The sequence below is a fragment of the Pseudomonas sp. 3MAES_34.3B genome, from assembly GCF_058145875.1.
In genome coordinates this window covers 766,315-780,654 of record NZ_CM176960.1, presented here as the reverse complement: position 1 = coordinate 780,654, position 14,340 = coordinate 766,315, and the positions used below count along the sequence as shown (strand labels likewise).

The 14,340-nt window shown below is 62.0% G+C and carries 15 protein-coding genes and 1 pseudogene; 6 read left to right on the top strand and 10 right to left on the bottom strand.

From position 1 onward, the window contains the following. The first annotated feature begins 20 nt into the window (after positions 1–20). The gene (locus AC3Z8Y_RS03465) at positions 21–317 is read left to right on the top strand and encodes a DUF1244 domain-containing protein (RefSeq protein ID WP_181117049.1); all 297 of its coding nucleotides are present in this window, start codon (positions 21–23) and stop codon (positions 315–317) included. After that, the gene (locus AC3Z8Y_RS03460) at positions 310–660 is read left to right on the top strand and encodes a HopJ type III effector protein (protein ID WP_490088469.1); all 351 of its coding nucleotides are present in this window, start codon (positions 310–312) and stop codon (positions 658–660) included. The genes AC3Z8Y_RS03465 and AC3Z8Y_RS03460 overlap by 8 nt, the downstream gene beginning before the upstream one ends. 57 nt (positions 661–717) lie before the next feature. On the opposite strand, the gene trxB is transcribed toward AC3Z8Y_RS03460, so the two are convergent. Continuing rightward, positions 718–1,683, bottom strand: coding sequence for a thioredoxin-disulfide reductase (gene trxB, locus AC3Z8Y_RS03455; RefSeq protein WP_490088468.1), 966 nt, complete (start codon positions 1,681–1,683; stop codon positions 718–720). 293 nt (positions 1,684–1,976) lie between these two features. On the opposite strand from trxB, the gene cysZ reads away from it, so the two are divergent. Beyond that, positions 1,977–2,726: a sulfate transporter CysZ gene (cysZ, locus tag AC3Z8Y_RS03450; protein ID WP_490088467.1), complete on the top strand. Its 750-nt coding sequence runs from the start codon at positions 1,977–1,979 to the stop codon at positions 2,724–2,726. Between the two features lie 35 nt (positions 2,727–2,761). On the opposite strand, the gene AC3Z8Y_RS03445 is transcribed toward cysZ, so the two are convergent. The 3 genes from AC3Z8Y_RS03445 to AC3Z8Y_RS03435 all read right to left on the bottom strand — a co-directional run bounded on the left by AC3Z8Y_RS03445 (position 2,762) and on the right by AC3Z8Y_RS03435 (position 4,962). After that, positions 2,762–3,880 (bottom strand): NADH:flavin oxidoreductase, encoded by a 1,119-nt coding sequence (locus AC3Z8Y_RS03445; RefSeq protein ID WP_490088466.1) that lies wholly within the window; start codon positions 3,878–3,880, stop codon positions 2,762–2,764. A gap of 93 nt (positions 3,881–3,973) precedes the next feature. Continuing rightward, positions 3,974–4,456, bottom strand: coding sequence for a glutathione peroxidase (locus tag AC3Z8Y_RS03440; RefSeq protein WP_490088465.1), 483 nt, complete (start codon positions 4,454–4,456; stop codon positions 3,974–3,976). 20 nt (positions 4,457–4,476) lie between these two features. Further along, positions 4,477–4,962, bottom strand: a complete 486-nt coding sequence (locus AC3Z8Y_RS03435) for an FKBP-type peptidyl-prolyl cis-trans isomerase (protein WP_490088464.1) — start codon at positions 4,960–4,962, stop codon at positions 4,477–4,479. On the opposite strand from AC3Z8Y_RS03435, the pseudogene AC3Z8Y_RS03430 reads away from it, so the two are divergent. Then, a pseudogene (locus tag AC3Z8Y_RS03430) lies at positions 4,931–5,256 on the top strand (DUF3565 domain-containing protein). The gene AC3Z8Y_RS03435 and the pseudogene AC3Z8Y_RS03430 overlap by 32 nt on opposite strands. A gap of 55 nt (positions 5,257–5,311) precedes the next feature. After that, the gene (pta, locus tag AC3Z8Y_RS03425; protein WP_490088463.1) at positions 5,312–7,408 is read left to right on the top strand and encodes a phosphate acetyltransferase; all 2,097 of its coding nucleotides are present in this window, start codon (positions 5,312–5,314) and stop codon (positions 7,406–7,408) included. A 15-nt stretch (positions 7,409–7,423) separates the two neighbouring features. Here pta and AC3Z8Y_RS03420 read toward each other — a convergent pair whose 3' ends face one another. Next, a complete protein-coding gene (locus tag AC3Z8Y_RS03420) occupies positions 7,424–8,131 on the bottom strand; it encodes a YiaD family glycine zipper/OmpA-like lipoprotein (protein WP_490088462.1) in 708 nt (235 codons plus the stop codon). Positions 8,132–8,418: 287 nt separating this feature from the next. Here AC3Z8Y_RS03420 and AC3Z8Y_RS03415 point away from each other — a divergent pair, with 287 nt between their 5' ends. Then, positions 8,419–9,075: a polysaccharide lyase family 7 protein gene (locus AC3Z8Y_RS03415; RefSeq protein ID WP_490088461.1), complete on the top strand. Its 657-nt coding sequence runs from the start codon at positions 8,419–8,421 to the stop codon at positions 9,073–9,075. 10 nt (positions 9,076–9,085) lie between these two features. Here AC3Z8Y_RS03415 and pstB read toward each other — a convergent pair whose 3' ends face one another. From pstB to AC3Z8Y_RS03390, 5 genes are all read right to left on the bottom strand, one after another. Next, positions 9,086–9,859, bottom strand: a complete 774-nt coding sequence (gene pstB / locus AC3Z8Y_RS03410) for a phosphate ABC transporter ATP-binding protein PstB (protein WP_181117037.1) — start codon at positions 9,857–9,859, stop codon at positions 9,086–9,088. After that, positions 9,859–10,704 carry a phosphate ABC transporter permease PstA gene (pstA, locus tag AC3Z8Y_RS03405; protein WP_181117189.1) on the bottom strand — a complete coding sequence of 282 codons (846 nt, stop codon included), beginning with the start codon at positions 10,702–10,704 and terminating at the stop codon, positions 9,859–9,861. The genes pstB and pstA overlap by 1 nt, the downstream gene beginning before the upstream one ends. Positions 10,705–10,730: 26 nt before the next feature. Beyond that, the gene (pstC, locus tag AC3Z8Y_RS03400) at positions 10,731–11,726 is read right to left on the bottom strand and encodes a phosphate ABC transporter permease subunit PstC (RefSeq protein WP_490088460.1); all 996 of its coding nucleotides are present in this window, start codon (positions 11,724–11,726) and stop codon (positions 10,731–10,733) included. A gap of 69 nt (positions 11,727–11,795) precedes the next feature. After that, the gene (gene pstS / locus AC3Z8Y_RS03395) at positions 11,796–12,809 is read right to left on the bottom strand and encodes a phosphate ABC transporter substrate-binding protein PstS (protein ID WP_490088459.1); all 1,014 of its coding nucleotides are present in this window, start codon (positions 12,807–12,809) and stop codon (positions 11,796–11,798) included. Positions 12,810–12,964: 155 nt separating this feature from the next. After that, positions 12,965–14,329: a DUF1329 domain-containing protein gene (locus tag AC3Z8Y_RS03390; RefSeq protein ID WP_490088458.1), complete on the bottom strand. Its 1,365-nt coding sequence runs from the start codon at positions 14,327–14,329 to the stop codon at positions 12,965–12,967. Positions 14,330–14,340 lie beyond the last annotated feature (11 nt).

Genomic DNA, 14,340 nt, shown 5'->3' with positions numbered 1-14,340 from the left:
ATTACCGGAGGAGCCCGAACATGAACGAGCAACAGCGCCTGGAGCTCGAGGCCGCGGCCTTTCGCCGCCTGGTTGCACACCTGGGCAACCGTACCGACGTGCAGAACATCGACCTGATGAACCTTGCCGGGTTCTGCCGCAACTGCCTGTCGAAATGGTACAAGGCCGCCGCAGACGAACGCGGGCTGGAACTCACCCAGGACGCCGCCCGCGAGGTGGTGTATGGCATGCCCTACGACGAGTGGAAACAGCGTTACCAGACAGAAGCCAGCCCGGCCCAGGCCGCTGCCTTCGCCCAAGGAAAACCCCATGACTGATTTGAATGCGTTCCGGGCCAGCCTGGAAACCGGTGAGAACCTGTTCGCCGATACCCTCGCCTTTGTGGCTGACCATTACGATTACAACCCACAAGCCTTCACCAATGGCCCGGTGACCAATGCCGCCGGCCAGAACGAAGGTTCGTGCAAAACCCTGGGGCTGGCCCAACTGGAGGGCTTCAGCGACCAGGAAGCCCTACTGGCCTTCGGTGAACATTACCGTGCCGTGGTGGCGACGCCGGAAGGCAGCGACCACGCCAACATTCGTGCGCAGATTGCCAACGGAATGAGCGCTGTGCGTTTCGAGGCCGCTCCGCTGGTGCGCAAGGTGCCGGTGGCCTGATCCCACCTGAAACGAAAACGCCCGGCCATTTGCCGGGCGCTTCGTATCACGCTGCGCTTATTCGAACGTCGCGTTCTGCAGGCCGTCGAGGTAGCGCTCCACATCCAGTGCGGCCATGCAGCCGGCACCCGCAGAGGTGATGGCCTGGCGGTACACGTGGTCGGCCACGTCGCCAGCGGCGAACACGCCTTCGACATTGGTGGCGGTCGCATTGCCTTCACGACCGCCCTTGACCACAAGGTAACCATCCTTGAGCTGCAGCTGCCCCTCGAACAACGACGTGTTGGGGGTATGGCCGATCGCGATGAACACACCGTCCACACTCAGCTCGGAGGTGCTGCCATCGTTGTTCTTCAGACGCGCGCCGGTCACGCCCATATTGTCGCCCAGCACTTCGTCCAGCACGGCGTTGAGCTTGAGCTCGATCTTGCCCTCGGCTACCCGCGCATGCAGCTTGTCGATCAGGATCTTCTCGGCGCGGAAGGTTTCCCGACGATGCACCAGGGTGACCTTCTTCGCGATATTGGCCAGGTAAAGTGCTTCTTCCACCGCGGTGTTGCCGCCCCCTACCACCGCCACGTCGCGGTTACGGTAGAAGAACCCGTCGCATGTGGCGCAGGCGGAAACGCCCTTGCCCATGAACGCTTCTTCGGAAGGCAGGCCCAGGTAGCGCGCGCTGGCACCGGTGGCAATGATCAGGGCATCGCAGGTATAGGTACCGTTGTCTCCCGTAAGGGTGAACGGCTTGGCGGCCAGATCCACCGCGTTGATGTGGTCGAACACGATTTCGGTCTCGAAACGCTCGGCGTGCTCTTGCATCCGCTGCATCAGCGCAGGGCCAGTGAGGCCATGGGGGTCGCCGGGCCAGTTGTCGACTTCGGTCGTGGTCGTCAGCTGGCCACCTGCTTGCATGCCGGTGATCAGCAGCGGCTTGAGGTTGGCGCGTGCCGCATACACGGCGGCGCTGTAACCGGCAGGGCCGGAGCCGAGGATGATCACTCGGGAATGACGAAGCTCAGACATGACACACTCCTGTCGACCGGCCAAAGGGTGCCGCGTCGTAGTGCCGGCCTAGCCGGCTGAAAATGACAGGCCACTGTTGCGGCCCGGTAAATCGAAGTGGGTGAAGCTTAACGAGGACCGGCCATATAGGGAAATACCCTTTGGCAATTCTGCTGATAGGGGGGCGCTATGCGCGAAGGGGCTACTGCGTGCGCTCATAGTGTCATGATGTTGCTGCGGGGCATTTCTGGGTTTTACCGTGACGGCAAAGTCGGTACCGTGCGCCAACTTCATCTCTATTGGAGAACCGATTCATGCCACTACCCGCATTGTCCGGGCCAGACTACCTGCGCCAAGGCCTCAAGCTGGTTCTCAGCCCAGGTCTGCGGCTTTTTGTGCTGTTGCCGTTGGGCATCAACCTGGTGCTGTTCGTGGGGCTGATCTATTTCGCCGGCCACGAATTCAGCCTATGGGTAAACCAGCTGATGCCCGAGCTGCCCTCGTGGCTGAGCTTCCTCAACTACATCCTCTGGCCGCTGTTCGTGACACTGGTGGTGTTGATGGTGTTCTTCACCTTCACCATGGTCGCCAACATCATCGCCGCCCCGTTCAATGGGTTTCTGGCAGAGAAGGTAGAGGTAGTAGTAACGGGCAAGGACGAATTTCCTGCCTTCAGCTGGGCCGAGCTACTGGCCATGGTGCCGCGCACCTTGAGCCGTGAAATGCGCAAACTGGCCTATTACCTGCCCCGGGCGGTCGGGCTGCTTGTGCTGTCGCTGATACCGGGGGTGAACGTGATCGCGGCGCCCCTGTGGCTGATGTTTGGTGTGTGGATGATGGCCATCCAGTACATCGACTACCCCGCCGACAACCACAAACTGAGCTGGCAGGACATGCTGGCCTGGCTTCGCCGCAAGCGCTGGGCCAGCCTCAGCTTCGGTGGCAGTGTGTACCTTGTACTGCTGATACCGGTAGTGAACATCCTGATGATGCCTGCGGCGGTCGCTGGTGCTACCTTGTTCTGGGTGCGTGAACGCCGCGACGAAAAACTGCCAGCGGTATAGTGGTACCGGGCGTTCCCCAAGGAACGCCCTGCGCTTCAGTTGAGCTGCCCCAACGCCTCGCGGCTGAACGGAAGAATGTCCTGCTCACGCCCGTCCCGCACCTTGGTGGCCCAGTCCGGGTCTACGAGCAATGCCCGCCCTACCGCCACCAGGTCGAACTCGTTCTGGGCCAGGCGCGTTACAAGGTCATCCAGGCTGGCAGGCTTTGCCACCTCGTCGGTGTGCACCATGAACTTCAGAAATTCATCGTCCAGCCCAACGCTGCCCACGGTAATCACCGGCTTGCCGCTGAGCTTGCGCGTCCAGCCCGCGAGGTTGAGTGCCGCACCCTCGCCTTCGGCTTCAGGGAATTCCGGTTCCCAGAAACGGCGCGTGGAGCAATGGAAGATATCCACGCCCGCCTGTACCAATGGTTGCAGGAACGCCTCCAGCGCCTGGGGCGAGGTTGCTAGTCGAGCGCTGTAATCCTGCTGTTTCCATTGGGAAAACCTGAAGATGATCGGGAATTCCGGCCCCACGGCCTCGCGAACCGCACGCACGAGCTCGATGGCGAAGCGGGAGCGGTTCTCCTCCGAACCCCCGTAGGCGTCCTCACGCTGGTTGCTGGAAGCCCAGAAGAACTGGTCGATCAGGTAGCCGTGTGCGCCATGAATCTCGATAGCATCCATGCCAATGTCTTTGGCGGCCGCAGCGGCATGGGCGAAAGCAGAGATCACCGCGTCGATGTCCTCTTGGGTCATGCCATGGATAACCACACGGTCATCCTTGCGCTTCTCCATGGGGCCATAACCTGGGACCGTGCCGTCGGGCTCCGTACCCAGGCGCCGCACGTTACCTACGTGCCACAACTGCGGAGCAATCTTGCCACCGGCCTGATGAACCGCCTCGACCACCTTGCGCCAGCCGGCCAGGGCGTCTTCACCGTGGAAGCGGGGAACGTTGGGGTAGCCATTGGCAGCCGGGTGATCGACAGTGGTGCCTTCGGTGATGATAAGCCCTACGCCACCTGCGGCGCGGCGGCGGTAGTATTCCACCACTTGTTCGTTCGGCACGCCGCCGGGGGAAAAGGACCGGGTCATGGGCGCCATTACGATACGCGACGCCAGCTTGAGTGGCCCAGAAACGAATGGTTGGAACAATGCCTGTACTGACATCTGCGCGCCTCCGTGAAGTTCAGCGCCACAGCTTAGGGGCAACGCATCGGGGGGCACAGCACTATTGATGGGCTTGATTTCCCCGGTCGGGGTTCAGCCGAGGGCCTGTTCGATGGCCTCGAGCACGACGGGATCTTCCGGTAAGGTTCGTGGCGAAAACCGCGCCAGCACCTGCCCGTTTTTGCCAATGAGGAATTTTTCGAAGTTCCAGGTGATGTCACCAGGATGCGCCGCTGCCTCGCCGGCCAGTAGCGTATAGAGCGGGTGACGCTGAGCGCCGTTCACCTCCACCTTGCTGGTGAGGGGAAAGCTTGCGTTATAGCGGGTGGTGCAAAAGGCCTGGATATCGGCCTCGGTACCCGGCTCCTGCCCGGCGAACTGGTTGCAAGGCACACCCAGCACCGTGAAGCCACGAGGGCCGAAGCGCTGCTGCAAGCGCTCCAAACCTTCGTATTGGGGGGTAAGGCCACACTGTGAGGCAACATTCACCACTAGCACCACCTGACCGGCGAAGCCGCCCAGCGGCAGTGGTGCGCCATCAATGGCCGTAGCCTGTAGCTCGTGAAACGCGCCCATTTGCCTTCCCCCCGTTTGGATCAGTGGTGGTGACCGCCTTCGCCGTGAACGTGGCCGTGCGCGACTTCTTCTTCGCTGGCGTCACGTACGTCGATGACCTTGACCTTGAAGTTCAGGCGCTGGCCGGCCAACGGATGGTTGCCGTCGACGGTGACCTCATCGCCGTCCAGGTCGCGAATGGTCACGATCTGCATCTGGCCATCCGGCGCGGAAGCATGGAATTGCATGCCCACTTCCAGTTCGTCGACGCCTTCGAACATGCTGCGGCTGAGAGTGCTCACCAGCTCTGCGGAATATTCGCCGTAGGCGTCTTCCGGCTCGATGGTCACGTCCACTTCATCCTGGGGCTGCTTGCCTTCCAGGGCTTTTTCCAGGCCGGGGATGATGTTGCCAGCGCCATGCAGGTAAACCAGCGGCGCACCGCCGGCCGAGCTGTCGATGACCTCACCAGCATCATTGGTAAGGGTATAGTCGATGGACACAGCCTTTTTGGCGGCAATGAGCATGGGGTAAGACCTTTGCACAAGAGATTGGAAGACCTCAGTGTAAACAAGCACGGGGACGAATGCGAATGTGACGGGCCGTCCGCTGACGACTGCGTGATCCTCGGGTTTGACCAGGACGCACAGGGTGACTGGTTCGCGCGCCTGAGCTGCGGCCACACCCAACACCTTCGCCATGCGCCCCCCTGGCAGTCCCGCCCGTGGGTAGTGGACCCCGACGAGCGCAAGCGCCGTATCGGCACCCCCTTCGCCTGTGGCTGGTGCGCGCGGGGCGGCTTTGACGGTAACCTTGGCTGATCCGGCCATCGCGGCGAAGATACGCCGCCGCCTGTTTCGCTGACCGAGACATATCATGCAAACCTTTTTCATCGCGCCGACCGATTTCGGCGTAGGCCTGACCTCCATCAGCCTGGGGCTGATACGCACCCTCGAACGCGCCGGCCTCAAGGTGGGGTTCTTCAAGCCCGTGGCGCAGCATCATCCGGGCGACACCGGCCCGGAGCGTTCCAGTGAGCTGGTTGCCCGTACCCATGGGCTCAAGCCGCCCGCCCCGCTTGCGCTTGGCCATGTGGAACGCATGCTCGGCGACGGCCAGCTCGATGAGCTACTGGAAGAAATCATCACCCTTTACCAGGCCGCGGCCGTCGGCAAGGACGTGCTGGTGGTAGAAGGGATGGTGCCCACGCGGCAGGCCAGCTATGCGGCGAGGGTGAACCAGCACCTGGCCAAAAGCATGGATGCCGACGTGATCCTGGTGTCCGCCCCGGAAAACGAAGCCATGGCGGAGCTGTCCGGGCGGGTCGACCTGCAGGCGCGGCTGTTCGGCGGTGCGAGCGACCCCAAGCTTATCGGGGTCATCCTCAACAAGGTGCGCACCGAAGAAAGCATCGAGCAGTTCGCCGTGCGGCTGCGAGAACACTCACCGTTGTTCCGCGGCGGAGATTTCCGCCTGCTGGGCTGCATCCCCTACCAGCCCGAGCTCAACGCGCCACGTACGCGGGACGTTGCCGAACTGCTTGGCGCGCAGGTATTGAACGCCGGGGACTACGAACAGCGGCGCATGTCGCGCATCATCATCTGCGCGCGCACCGTGCTCAATACCCTGCAGTTGCTCAAACCGGGCGTGCTGGTGGTGACCCCCGGGGACCGCGACGACATTCTGTTGGCCGCCGCCCTGGCTTCGCTCAACGGCGTGCCCCTGGCAGGCGTGCTGCTCACCAGCGATACCCGCCCCGACCCGCGTGTGATGGAGCTGTGCCAGGGCGCGTTGCAGGCGGGCCTGCCGGTGTTGTCGGTGAGTACCGGTTCCTACGACACGGCCACACGGCTCAATCAGCTGAACAATGAAATCCCGGTGGACGACCGGGAACGGGCGGAGCACATCACGGATTTCGTGGCCAGCCACCTGGACGCTGCCTGGCTGCATCAGCGCTGCGGCACCCCCCGTGAGTTGCGGCTGTCTCCCGCTGTGTTCCGTTATCAGCTGATTCAGCGCGCGCAACATGCCAACAAGCGCATCGTGCTACCGGAGGGCAGCGAGCCCCTCATGGTGCAGGCGGCTGCAATTTGTCAGGCCCGCGGCATCGCACGCTGCGTGTTGCTGGCGCGGCCGGCGGACGTGGAGGCGGTAGCCCGTGCACAGGGGCTGGAGCTGCCACCGGGGCTGGAAATTCTCGACCCGGATGCTATCCGTTCGCGCTACGTGGCGCCTATGGTCGAGTTGCGCAAAAGCAAGAACCTGAATGCGCCCATGGCCGAACAGCAGCTTGAAGACCCGGTTGTGATCGGCACCATGATGCTGGCCCTGGATGAAGTGGACGGGCTGGTATCCGGGCTGGTGCATTCCACCGCCAATACCATCCGCCCTGCCCTGCAACTGATCAAGACCGCCCCGGGCTGGAGCCTGGTTTCGTCGGTATTTTTCATGCTGTTCCCGGATCAGGTGGTGATGTACGGGGACTGCGTGATGAACCCTCACCCGGATGCCGCCGAGCTGGCCGAGATCGCTCTGCAAAGCGCCGATTCCGCCCAGGCACTGGGCATTGCACCACGGGTCGCCATGCTCAGCTATTCCAGCGAGCAGTCGGCCAGGGGCGAGGAAGTGGAAAAGGTGCGCGAAGCCACCTTGCTGGCACGGGAACAACAGCGTGGGCTGCTGATTGATGGCCCGTTGCAATATGACGCGGCAGCGAACGAGGCGGTGGCGCGGCAGCTGGCGCCTGACAGTGACGTGGCGGGCCGCGCCACGGTGTTCGTGTTCCCGGACCTGAACAGCGGCAACACCACCCACAAGGCTGTTCAGCGCAGCGCCGACTGTGTGAGCCTGGGGCCAATGCTGCAAGGGCTGCGCAAGCCGGTGAACGACCTGCCGCGTGGCGCGCAGGTCGATGACATCGTGTACACCATTGCCCTTACCGCTATCCAGGCCAGCCGCGGCCTGGAAGGCTAGGGGAAAGGCGCGCGGTTACTGCTGGGCCGGCTGCTGGTACTGCTGGCCCGGAATGGGCTTGAGGTTGACCTCTACGCGGCGGTTCTGCGCGCGGCCGTTGGCGTCGGCATTGCTGGCGATGGGTTGGTCGGGGCCGGCGCCACGCACCGACAGGCGTGCGGCATCCACGCCCTGGGAGCTCAGGTAGGTGCTAACGGCCTGGGCACGCTGGAGGGACAGGTCCATGTTGTGCTGGCGGCTGCCGGTGCTGTCGGTGTAGCCCACGATCTCGATGGTGTTTTCGTTGAATTGCTTGAACGAGCCCGCCAAGTTGTTGAGCGGGGCATAGAAGCTTGGCGCGATGGCGGACGAGTCCGTGGCGAAGGTGATGTTACCCGGCATGATCAGTTTGATCTGGTCGCCCTGCCGCTGCACTTCCACACCCGTATTGGCCATGCTCTCGCGCAAGGCTTTTTCCTGACGGTCCGCGTAATAGCCATAACCGGCGGACGCCGCGCCCACCACGGCCGCCCCGATCAGCGCACCCTTGCCGCGGTTATCGTGACCGATGGCGGCGCCCGCGACCGCACCGGCAAGCGCGCCAAGGCCACCGTATTTGGCGGTATTGCTGACGCCACTACCCTGGCTGCCCTGCCCCTGATCGGCGTAGGGGTTTTGCCCGGCGCACCCGGACAGGATGGCGGCGGCGGTGGCGGCGATGATCAGGCGGCTTGGGGTGAGCATGGCGAACTCCTGGGTTACACATTCAAGTAGCAGGCAGCAAATACTGCGTAAGGGCAATTTGAGCGCGGCGATGGGCGTGAATTCCAATGATATTTGTTTCACGGTCTTTCCCAGCGCCCCAACCGCTGTACCAGAGGGGTTTCCCGTACCGCTTGTCAGAATGCCATCAAGCCTGGCCCTGCCGTGCCGTTAACAGCGAAGTAGCGCCACGGACGGCGGAATAGTGCTACGTATCGCCCGGCTGAACACCTCCAGAGTGAGGCACAGCCCACCCGAGCTTCCTACGCATGATCGACCTCGCTCCCTGGAACCTGACCCTTCCGATTGAAACGCCTGCGCTGACCGTGGCCACTGCCGCGCTGCCGGGCCTGCAAACTTCCTACTTCACCAATACCGGCGAGAAGATCGTTTTCTGGGCGCCGGTGACGGGCTCGCATTCCGGTAGCAGCGACTACCCGCGCAGCGAGCTGCGCGAAACCTCGGCGGACGGCAAGGCACGCAATTGGCTGTACAGCAGCGGCCAGAACACCCTCAAGGGTACGCTCAGCGTGAACCAGGTGCCGTCCACTGGCCGCGTGGTGGTTGCGCAGATCCACGCCAAGAACGCTACAGCGCCGCTGCTCAAGGTGGTGTACCGCTACGCCAATGGCACCGGCAATATCGACCTGGAGTACCGGGTCAATCCTTCGGACGTGAAAAGCCCGGTGGCCTACACCGTGCCGAACGTGCCGCTGAACAAGGCCTTTGCCTACGCTATCCAGATGAACAAGCAAGGCAAACTCACCGTACTGATCAACAACGCCGGCCCGCAGATTCAGCTGGCGCCGTCGTGGTACGGGTATGCGTTCTACTTCAAGGCAGGTGTGTATACGCTGGATAACGTGGGCTATGCCACCGAAGGCGGGAAAGTGACCTACACCCGGCTGGAAGTAAGCCACTTGTAAAAGCCGTTACTCAACCAAACCGGCCGGTGATGTAGTCTTCGGTCTGGGTTTTGTTGGGCTTGGTGAAGATGGTGTCGGTGTCGCCGTGTTCGATCAGTTCACCCAGGAACATGAACGCGGTGTAATCGGAGCAGCGCGCGGCCTGTTGCATGTTGTGGGTCACGATGATCACGGTGAACTGCTCTTTCAGTTCGGTGATCAGCTGCTCGATCCGGCCGGTAGAGATCGGGTCCAGCGCGGACGTGGGCTCGTCGAGCAGCAGCACCTGTGGCCGCAGCGCGATGGTGCGAGCGATGCACAGGCGCTGCTGCTGCCCACCGGACAGGCTTTGCGCGCTCTGCTTCAGCTTGTCTTTCACCTCATCCCACAGGGCTGCCCCGCGCAGTGCCTGCTCTACCCGCTCTTCCATTTCCCGACGGTTCAACCGCTCATGGTGGCGCACGGCATAGGCGACGTTGTCGAAGATCGACATCGGGAAGGGCACGGGCTTCTGGAACACCATCCCTACATGGCTGCGCAGGCGGTTCATCGAGTACCCGGGCGCGAGAATGTTCTCGCCATTGAGTAGTACTTCCCCCTTTGCCTCTTGCTTGGGGTACATCGAATAAATGCGGTTGAACACCCGCAACAGGGTGGACTTGCCGCAACCGGACGGCCCGATGATAGCCGTGACGTGTTTTTCCGGAATGTCCATGTTGATGGACTTCAGCGAGCGATGGCTGTCGTAGAAAAACTCAAGGTCGCGCACCTGGATCTTGGTTCGTTTCGGGGCGAGGTTATTCATCAGTTGGACCTGTCGCGCAAAAGAATGAGGCGGGAGAGCAAGCTGAGCGTGAGTACGAACATGGTCAGCACCAGGGCACCGGCCCAGGCCAACGCATGCCAGTCATCGAAGGGGCTCATCGCGAATTGGAAAATAACCACTGGCACGCTGGCCATGGGCTTGAGGATATCGCTGCTCCAGAACTGGTTACCGAACGCGGTGAACAGCAGCGGCGCGGTTTCACCGGTAATTCGAGCCAAGGCCAGCAACACACCGGTGACCACGCCCGCACGAGCGGCACGCAATACGATCTGCAGGGTCAGCTTCCATTGCGGCACACCCAGGGCCAGCGCGGCTTCACGCATGGTTGAAGGCTGCAACTGAAGCATCTCGTCGGTTGTGCGCACCACCACGGGGATAACCAGCAGTGCCAAGGTGAGCGCACCGGCCAGCGCGGAGAAGCCCACCTGGTGATTGGTCATGGCGCTAACCGGGAGGATGAACGCCGTATAAACGAACAAACCCAGCACGATCGATGGCGCCGACAGCAGAATGTCGTTGATAAAGCGTACGACGGTGCCCAGCTTGGTGTGGCGGGCGAATTCAGCCAGCCAAACCCCAGCCATCAGGCCGATCGGCGTGCCGATGGCCAGGGCAATCAGCGACATCAGGGCGCTGCCGTAGAATGCGTTGGCCAAGCCACCCGGGCTCCCTGGCGAAGGCGTCATTTGCGTGAAGAGTGCGGTGCCCAGTGCACTGAACCCGTTGATCAGGGTAGTGGCGAGAATCCACACCAGCCATCCCAAGCCAAACAGTGTGGCACTGCAGCTCAATACCATCGCCAGCTTGTTTTTGAAGCTGCGCATCCGGTAGAGGTTTTCGTTGGCAGAACTCACAGGCCCTCCTTGCGCGACAGGCGCATCAGCATCAGGCGGGCACAGGCCAGCACGATGAAAGTGACGACGAACAACAGGAAGCCCAGGCCGATCAGCGAGGAGCGATGCAGGTCGGTGTAGGCCTCGCTGAATTCGTTGGCGATCACCGAGGCGATGGAGCTGCTGGGCATGAGCAGCGAGGCGGACAACTGATGCGCGTTGCCCAGCACGAAGGTCACCGCCATGGTTTCACCCAACGCCCGGCCCAGGCCCAGGAAAATCCCGCCTACCACCGCCGTGCGGGTGTAGGGCAGCACGATGTCCCATACCACTTCCCAGGTTGTGCCACCCAGGGCGTAGGCGGATTCCTTCAGGGCCACCGGGACAGTACGGAACACTTCGTTCATCACCGAGGTAATGAATGGGATGATCATGATGGCCAGCACGATGCCAGCGGTCAGCGTACCGATGCCCAGCGGCGGGCCTTGGAACAGCGCCCCGATGCCGGGAATGGCGCCCAGGTTGTCGTTGATCCACGGGCTGAGGTGTTCGGCCATGAACGGGGCGAACACGAACAGCCCCCACATGCCGTAGATGATCGAAGGGATCCCCGCCAACAGCTCGATGGCAGAAGCGATCGGCATGCGCAGCCATGGCGGCGCAACTTCGGTCAGAAAGATCGCGATGCCGAAGCTCACCGGGACGGCGATCAGCAGCGCGAGAAAAGAAGTCACCAAGGTTCCGTACACAGGCACCACGGCGCCGAACTTGCCGGCAACGGCATCCCAGTCGGTGGTGGTCAGGAAATCCAGGCCAAAGGTTCGGAAAGCTTCACTGCCGCCCCACAGGGTCGAGCCGGCGATGCAGGCCAACAGGAACAGCACCAGCATGGCGGCGCCACACACGGTGCGGCGGAACCATAAGTCGTGGCGTTGATCCCTGGCCGCGCGGGCTTCGCTTTCGCTTTGGCGGTCGGCGGTCATGTTGGTCAGCACTTGAGAATTGTCGGTCATCGGTAGGGCCACTCATGGCAAATCCCCCAGCCCGCATGATGCCGGCTGAGGGATGGCTTCAGGTTGCGGTTACTTGGCGAACTCGGACTGCCAGTAGCCTTCGATGCGTTTCACCAGGCCGTCCGGCAGTGCTACGTAATCCAGCTCGGCCGCCTGGGCCTGGCCTTTGTCCAGGCTCCACTTGAAGAAGTCGAAAGCGGCCTTGCTCTGCTCGGCGTTTTTCGGCTGCTTGTACATGATCACCCAGGTGGTGGCTGCGATCGGCCAGGCGTTGTCGCCCGGGGCGTTGACCATCAGCAGGTTGAAGTCCTTGGCATTGGCCCAGTCGGCGGTATCGGCAGCAGCCTGGAAGGTTTTCATGTCAGGCGACACGAACTTGCCGGCAGCGTTCTTCAGCTGGGTGTGAGCCATGTTGTTGGTCTTGGCGTAGGCGTATTCCACGTAGCCAATGGAGCCCTTGATCTGCTTCACATAAGCCGCGACGCCTTCGTTGCCCTTGCCGCCCACGCCCACCGGCCATTGCACCGTGCTGCCCGCGCCGGCTTTCCACTCAGGGCTGGCCTTTTGCAGGTAGTTGGTGAAGTTGAAGGAAGTACCCGAGCCGTCCGAACGGTGTACCACGGTGATCTTGTCACCTGGCAGGTTCACGCCGCTGTTCAGCGCCGCGATGGCCGGGTCGTTCCAGGTGGTGATGGTGCCCTGGAAGATCTTGGCCAGGGTTTCGCCGTCCAGTTTCAACTTGCCAGGTTCGATGCCTGCAACGTTGACGACCGGTACGATACCGCCGATCACGACCGGGAATTGGCCCAGGCCACCGGCTTTCAGGTCGTCAGCGCTGAGGGGAGCGTCGGAGGCGCCGAAGTCAACGGTTGCCGCCTTGATCTGCGCGATGCCACCGCCCGAACCGATCGACTGGTAGTTGATGCGGTCCCCGCTGTTCTTTTGGTATTCCTGGCTCCATTTGGAAAGTACGGGAAAAACGAAGCTCGAGCCCGCGCCGGTAACGTCGGTCGCATGGGCAACACCAGAAAGGCACAGCGAAGCCAGCAAAATCGATAGGCGATTTTTGGTCAGCAGTTTCACGGCAACACCTCAGTTGGGCTCCATGGATTCATTCCATGGAAGTTGGCCGTGCTGATTTAATGCTTTGAATGTGACCTTTTGATGACAGTCTGTTTAAAACATGGCACTAGGACATTGCCCAGCCACGAGGGCGTGGCCGGGCAAAATGGGCAGGATCAGCGAATGCCGTCCTGGCGCAGGGCGGCAGGGGTGTAGTCGGATGAATTAGCGGTGTATTCGAAGTTGTAAGCGCGTTTTTCCTCGTTCTTCATACCGAGTGCCAGGTACCGGCCGCTCTGCAGGTCGTAGAGGGTTTCGAGCGTGGTCCATGGCACCTGATAGTTGTAGTAGGTCTGCGCGTGGGCTTCAGCGACCCGCCACAGTTGGCCACGGCCGTCATAGTGGTCGATCACCGCAGCCTGCCAGGTGTCTTCATCGAAGTAGAAGTCGCGCTTGGCGTAAATATGGCGCTGCCCTTGCTTGAGCGTGGCTACCACATGCCACACCCTGCGCAACTCATAGCGGGTAAGGTCCTGGTTGATGTGGCCTGGCTTGATGATGTCGGCGTACTTCAGCGAAGGCGAATCCAGCTTGTAGCTGTTCACCGGTATGTACATCTCCTGCTTGCCCTCCAGTTTCCAGTCGTAGCGGTCGGGTGCGCCGTTGAACATGTCTAGGTTGTCGGAGGTGCGCATGCCGTCCGCTGCGGTGCCCGGGCCGTCGTAGGCCACCTGGGGCGCCTTGCGTACCCGGCGTTGGCCGGCGTTGTAGATCCACGCCTCGCGAGGTTCCTTGATCTGGTCCAGCGGCTCGTGCACCAGCAACACCGTACCGGCAAGGCGCGCTGGCGCGGTCACGGCCTGCTTGAAGTAGAACAGGATGTTGCCGGGGTTGTTGGGGTCAAAGTCCTTCATCCGGTCCCGGAACACGAAGGAATCCTGGAAGTACACCAGGCTGTAGTCGCCGTTCTGCTGCGGTGTGGCCTGGGTGATGGTGCGGCTTACAGCCCCGCCGCGGTAGCGGGTAATGTGGTTCCACACCACTTCCAGCCCGCTTTGCGGGACCGGGAACGGAATGGCGGTCTTGAAGTTTTCCAGGCCATTGCCGTCGCTTACCAGTTTGGTCTGGGTAGCGTTGTCCTTGATGGCGGCAAATACTGCGTCCGGCACAGTGGCGTTGCGGTGGCCCGGGTATACCGGCAAGCGGTACGTATCCGGGTAGCGCTTGATCATGGCCACTTGGCCGGGCGCGAGTTTGCTGGCGTATTTATCCACGTTCTTGCTGTCGATCACGAACAGCGGCTTTTCACTGCCGTAAGGGTCGGCCAGGAAGCCTTTGGCGTCCACCGCGCCGGCATTTTTCGGCATCGCCGCCCAGGCCGGAATGGACCCGTCCGCGTTTGCGGCCTTCTCTGCCCCCATGGGCGTCAATGTTGTGCCCAGCTTCGCCGCCTCGGCCGGCGACACGGCCGCCCAGCCATGGCTGGCACCCAGCAGCAGCCCGATTGCCGACCCCCAAACCGCGTTCTTGATATTGTTCATATGTGTAGTGT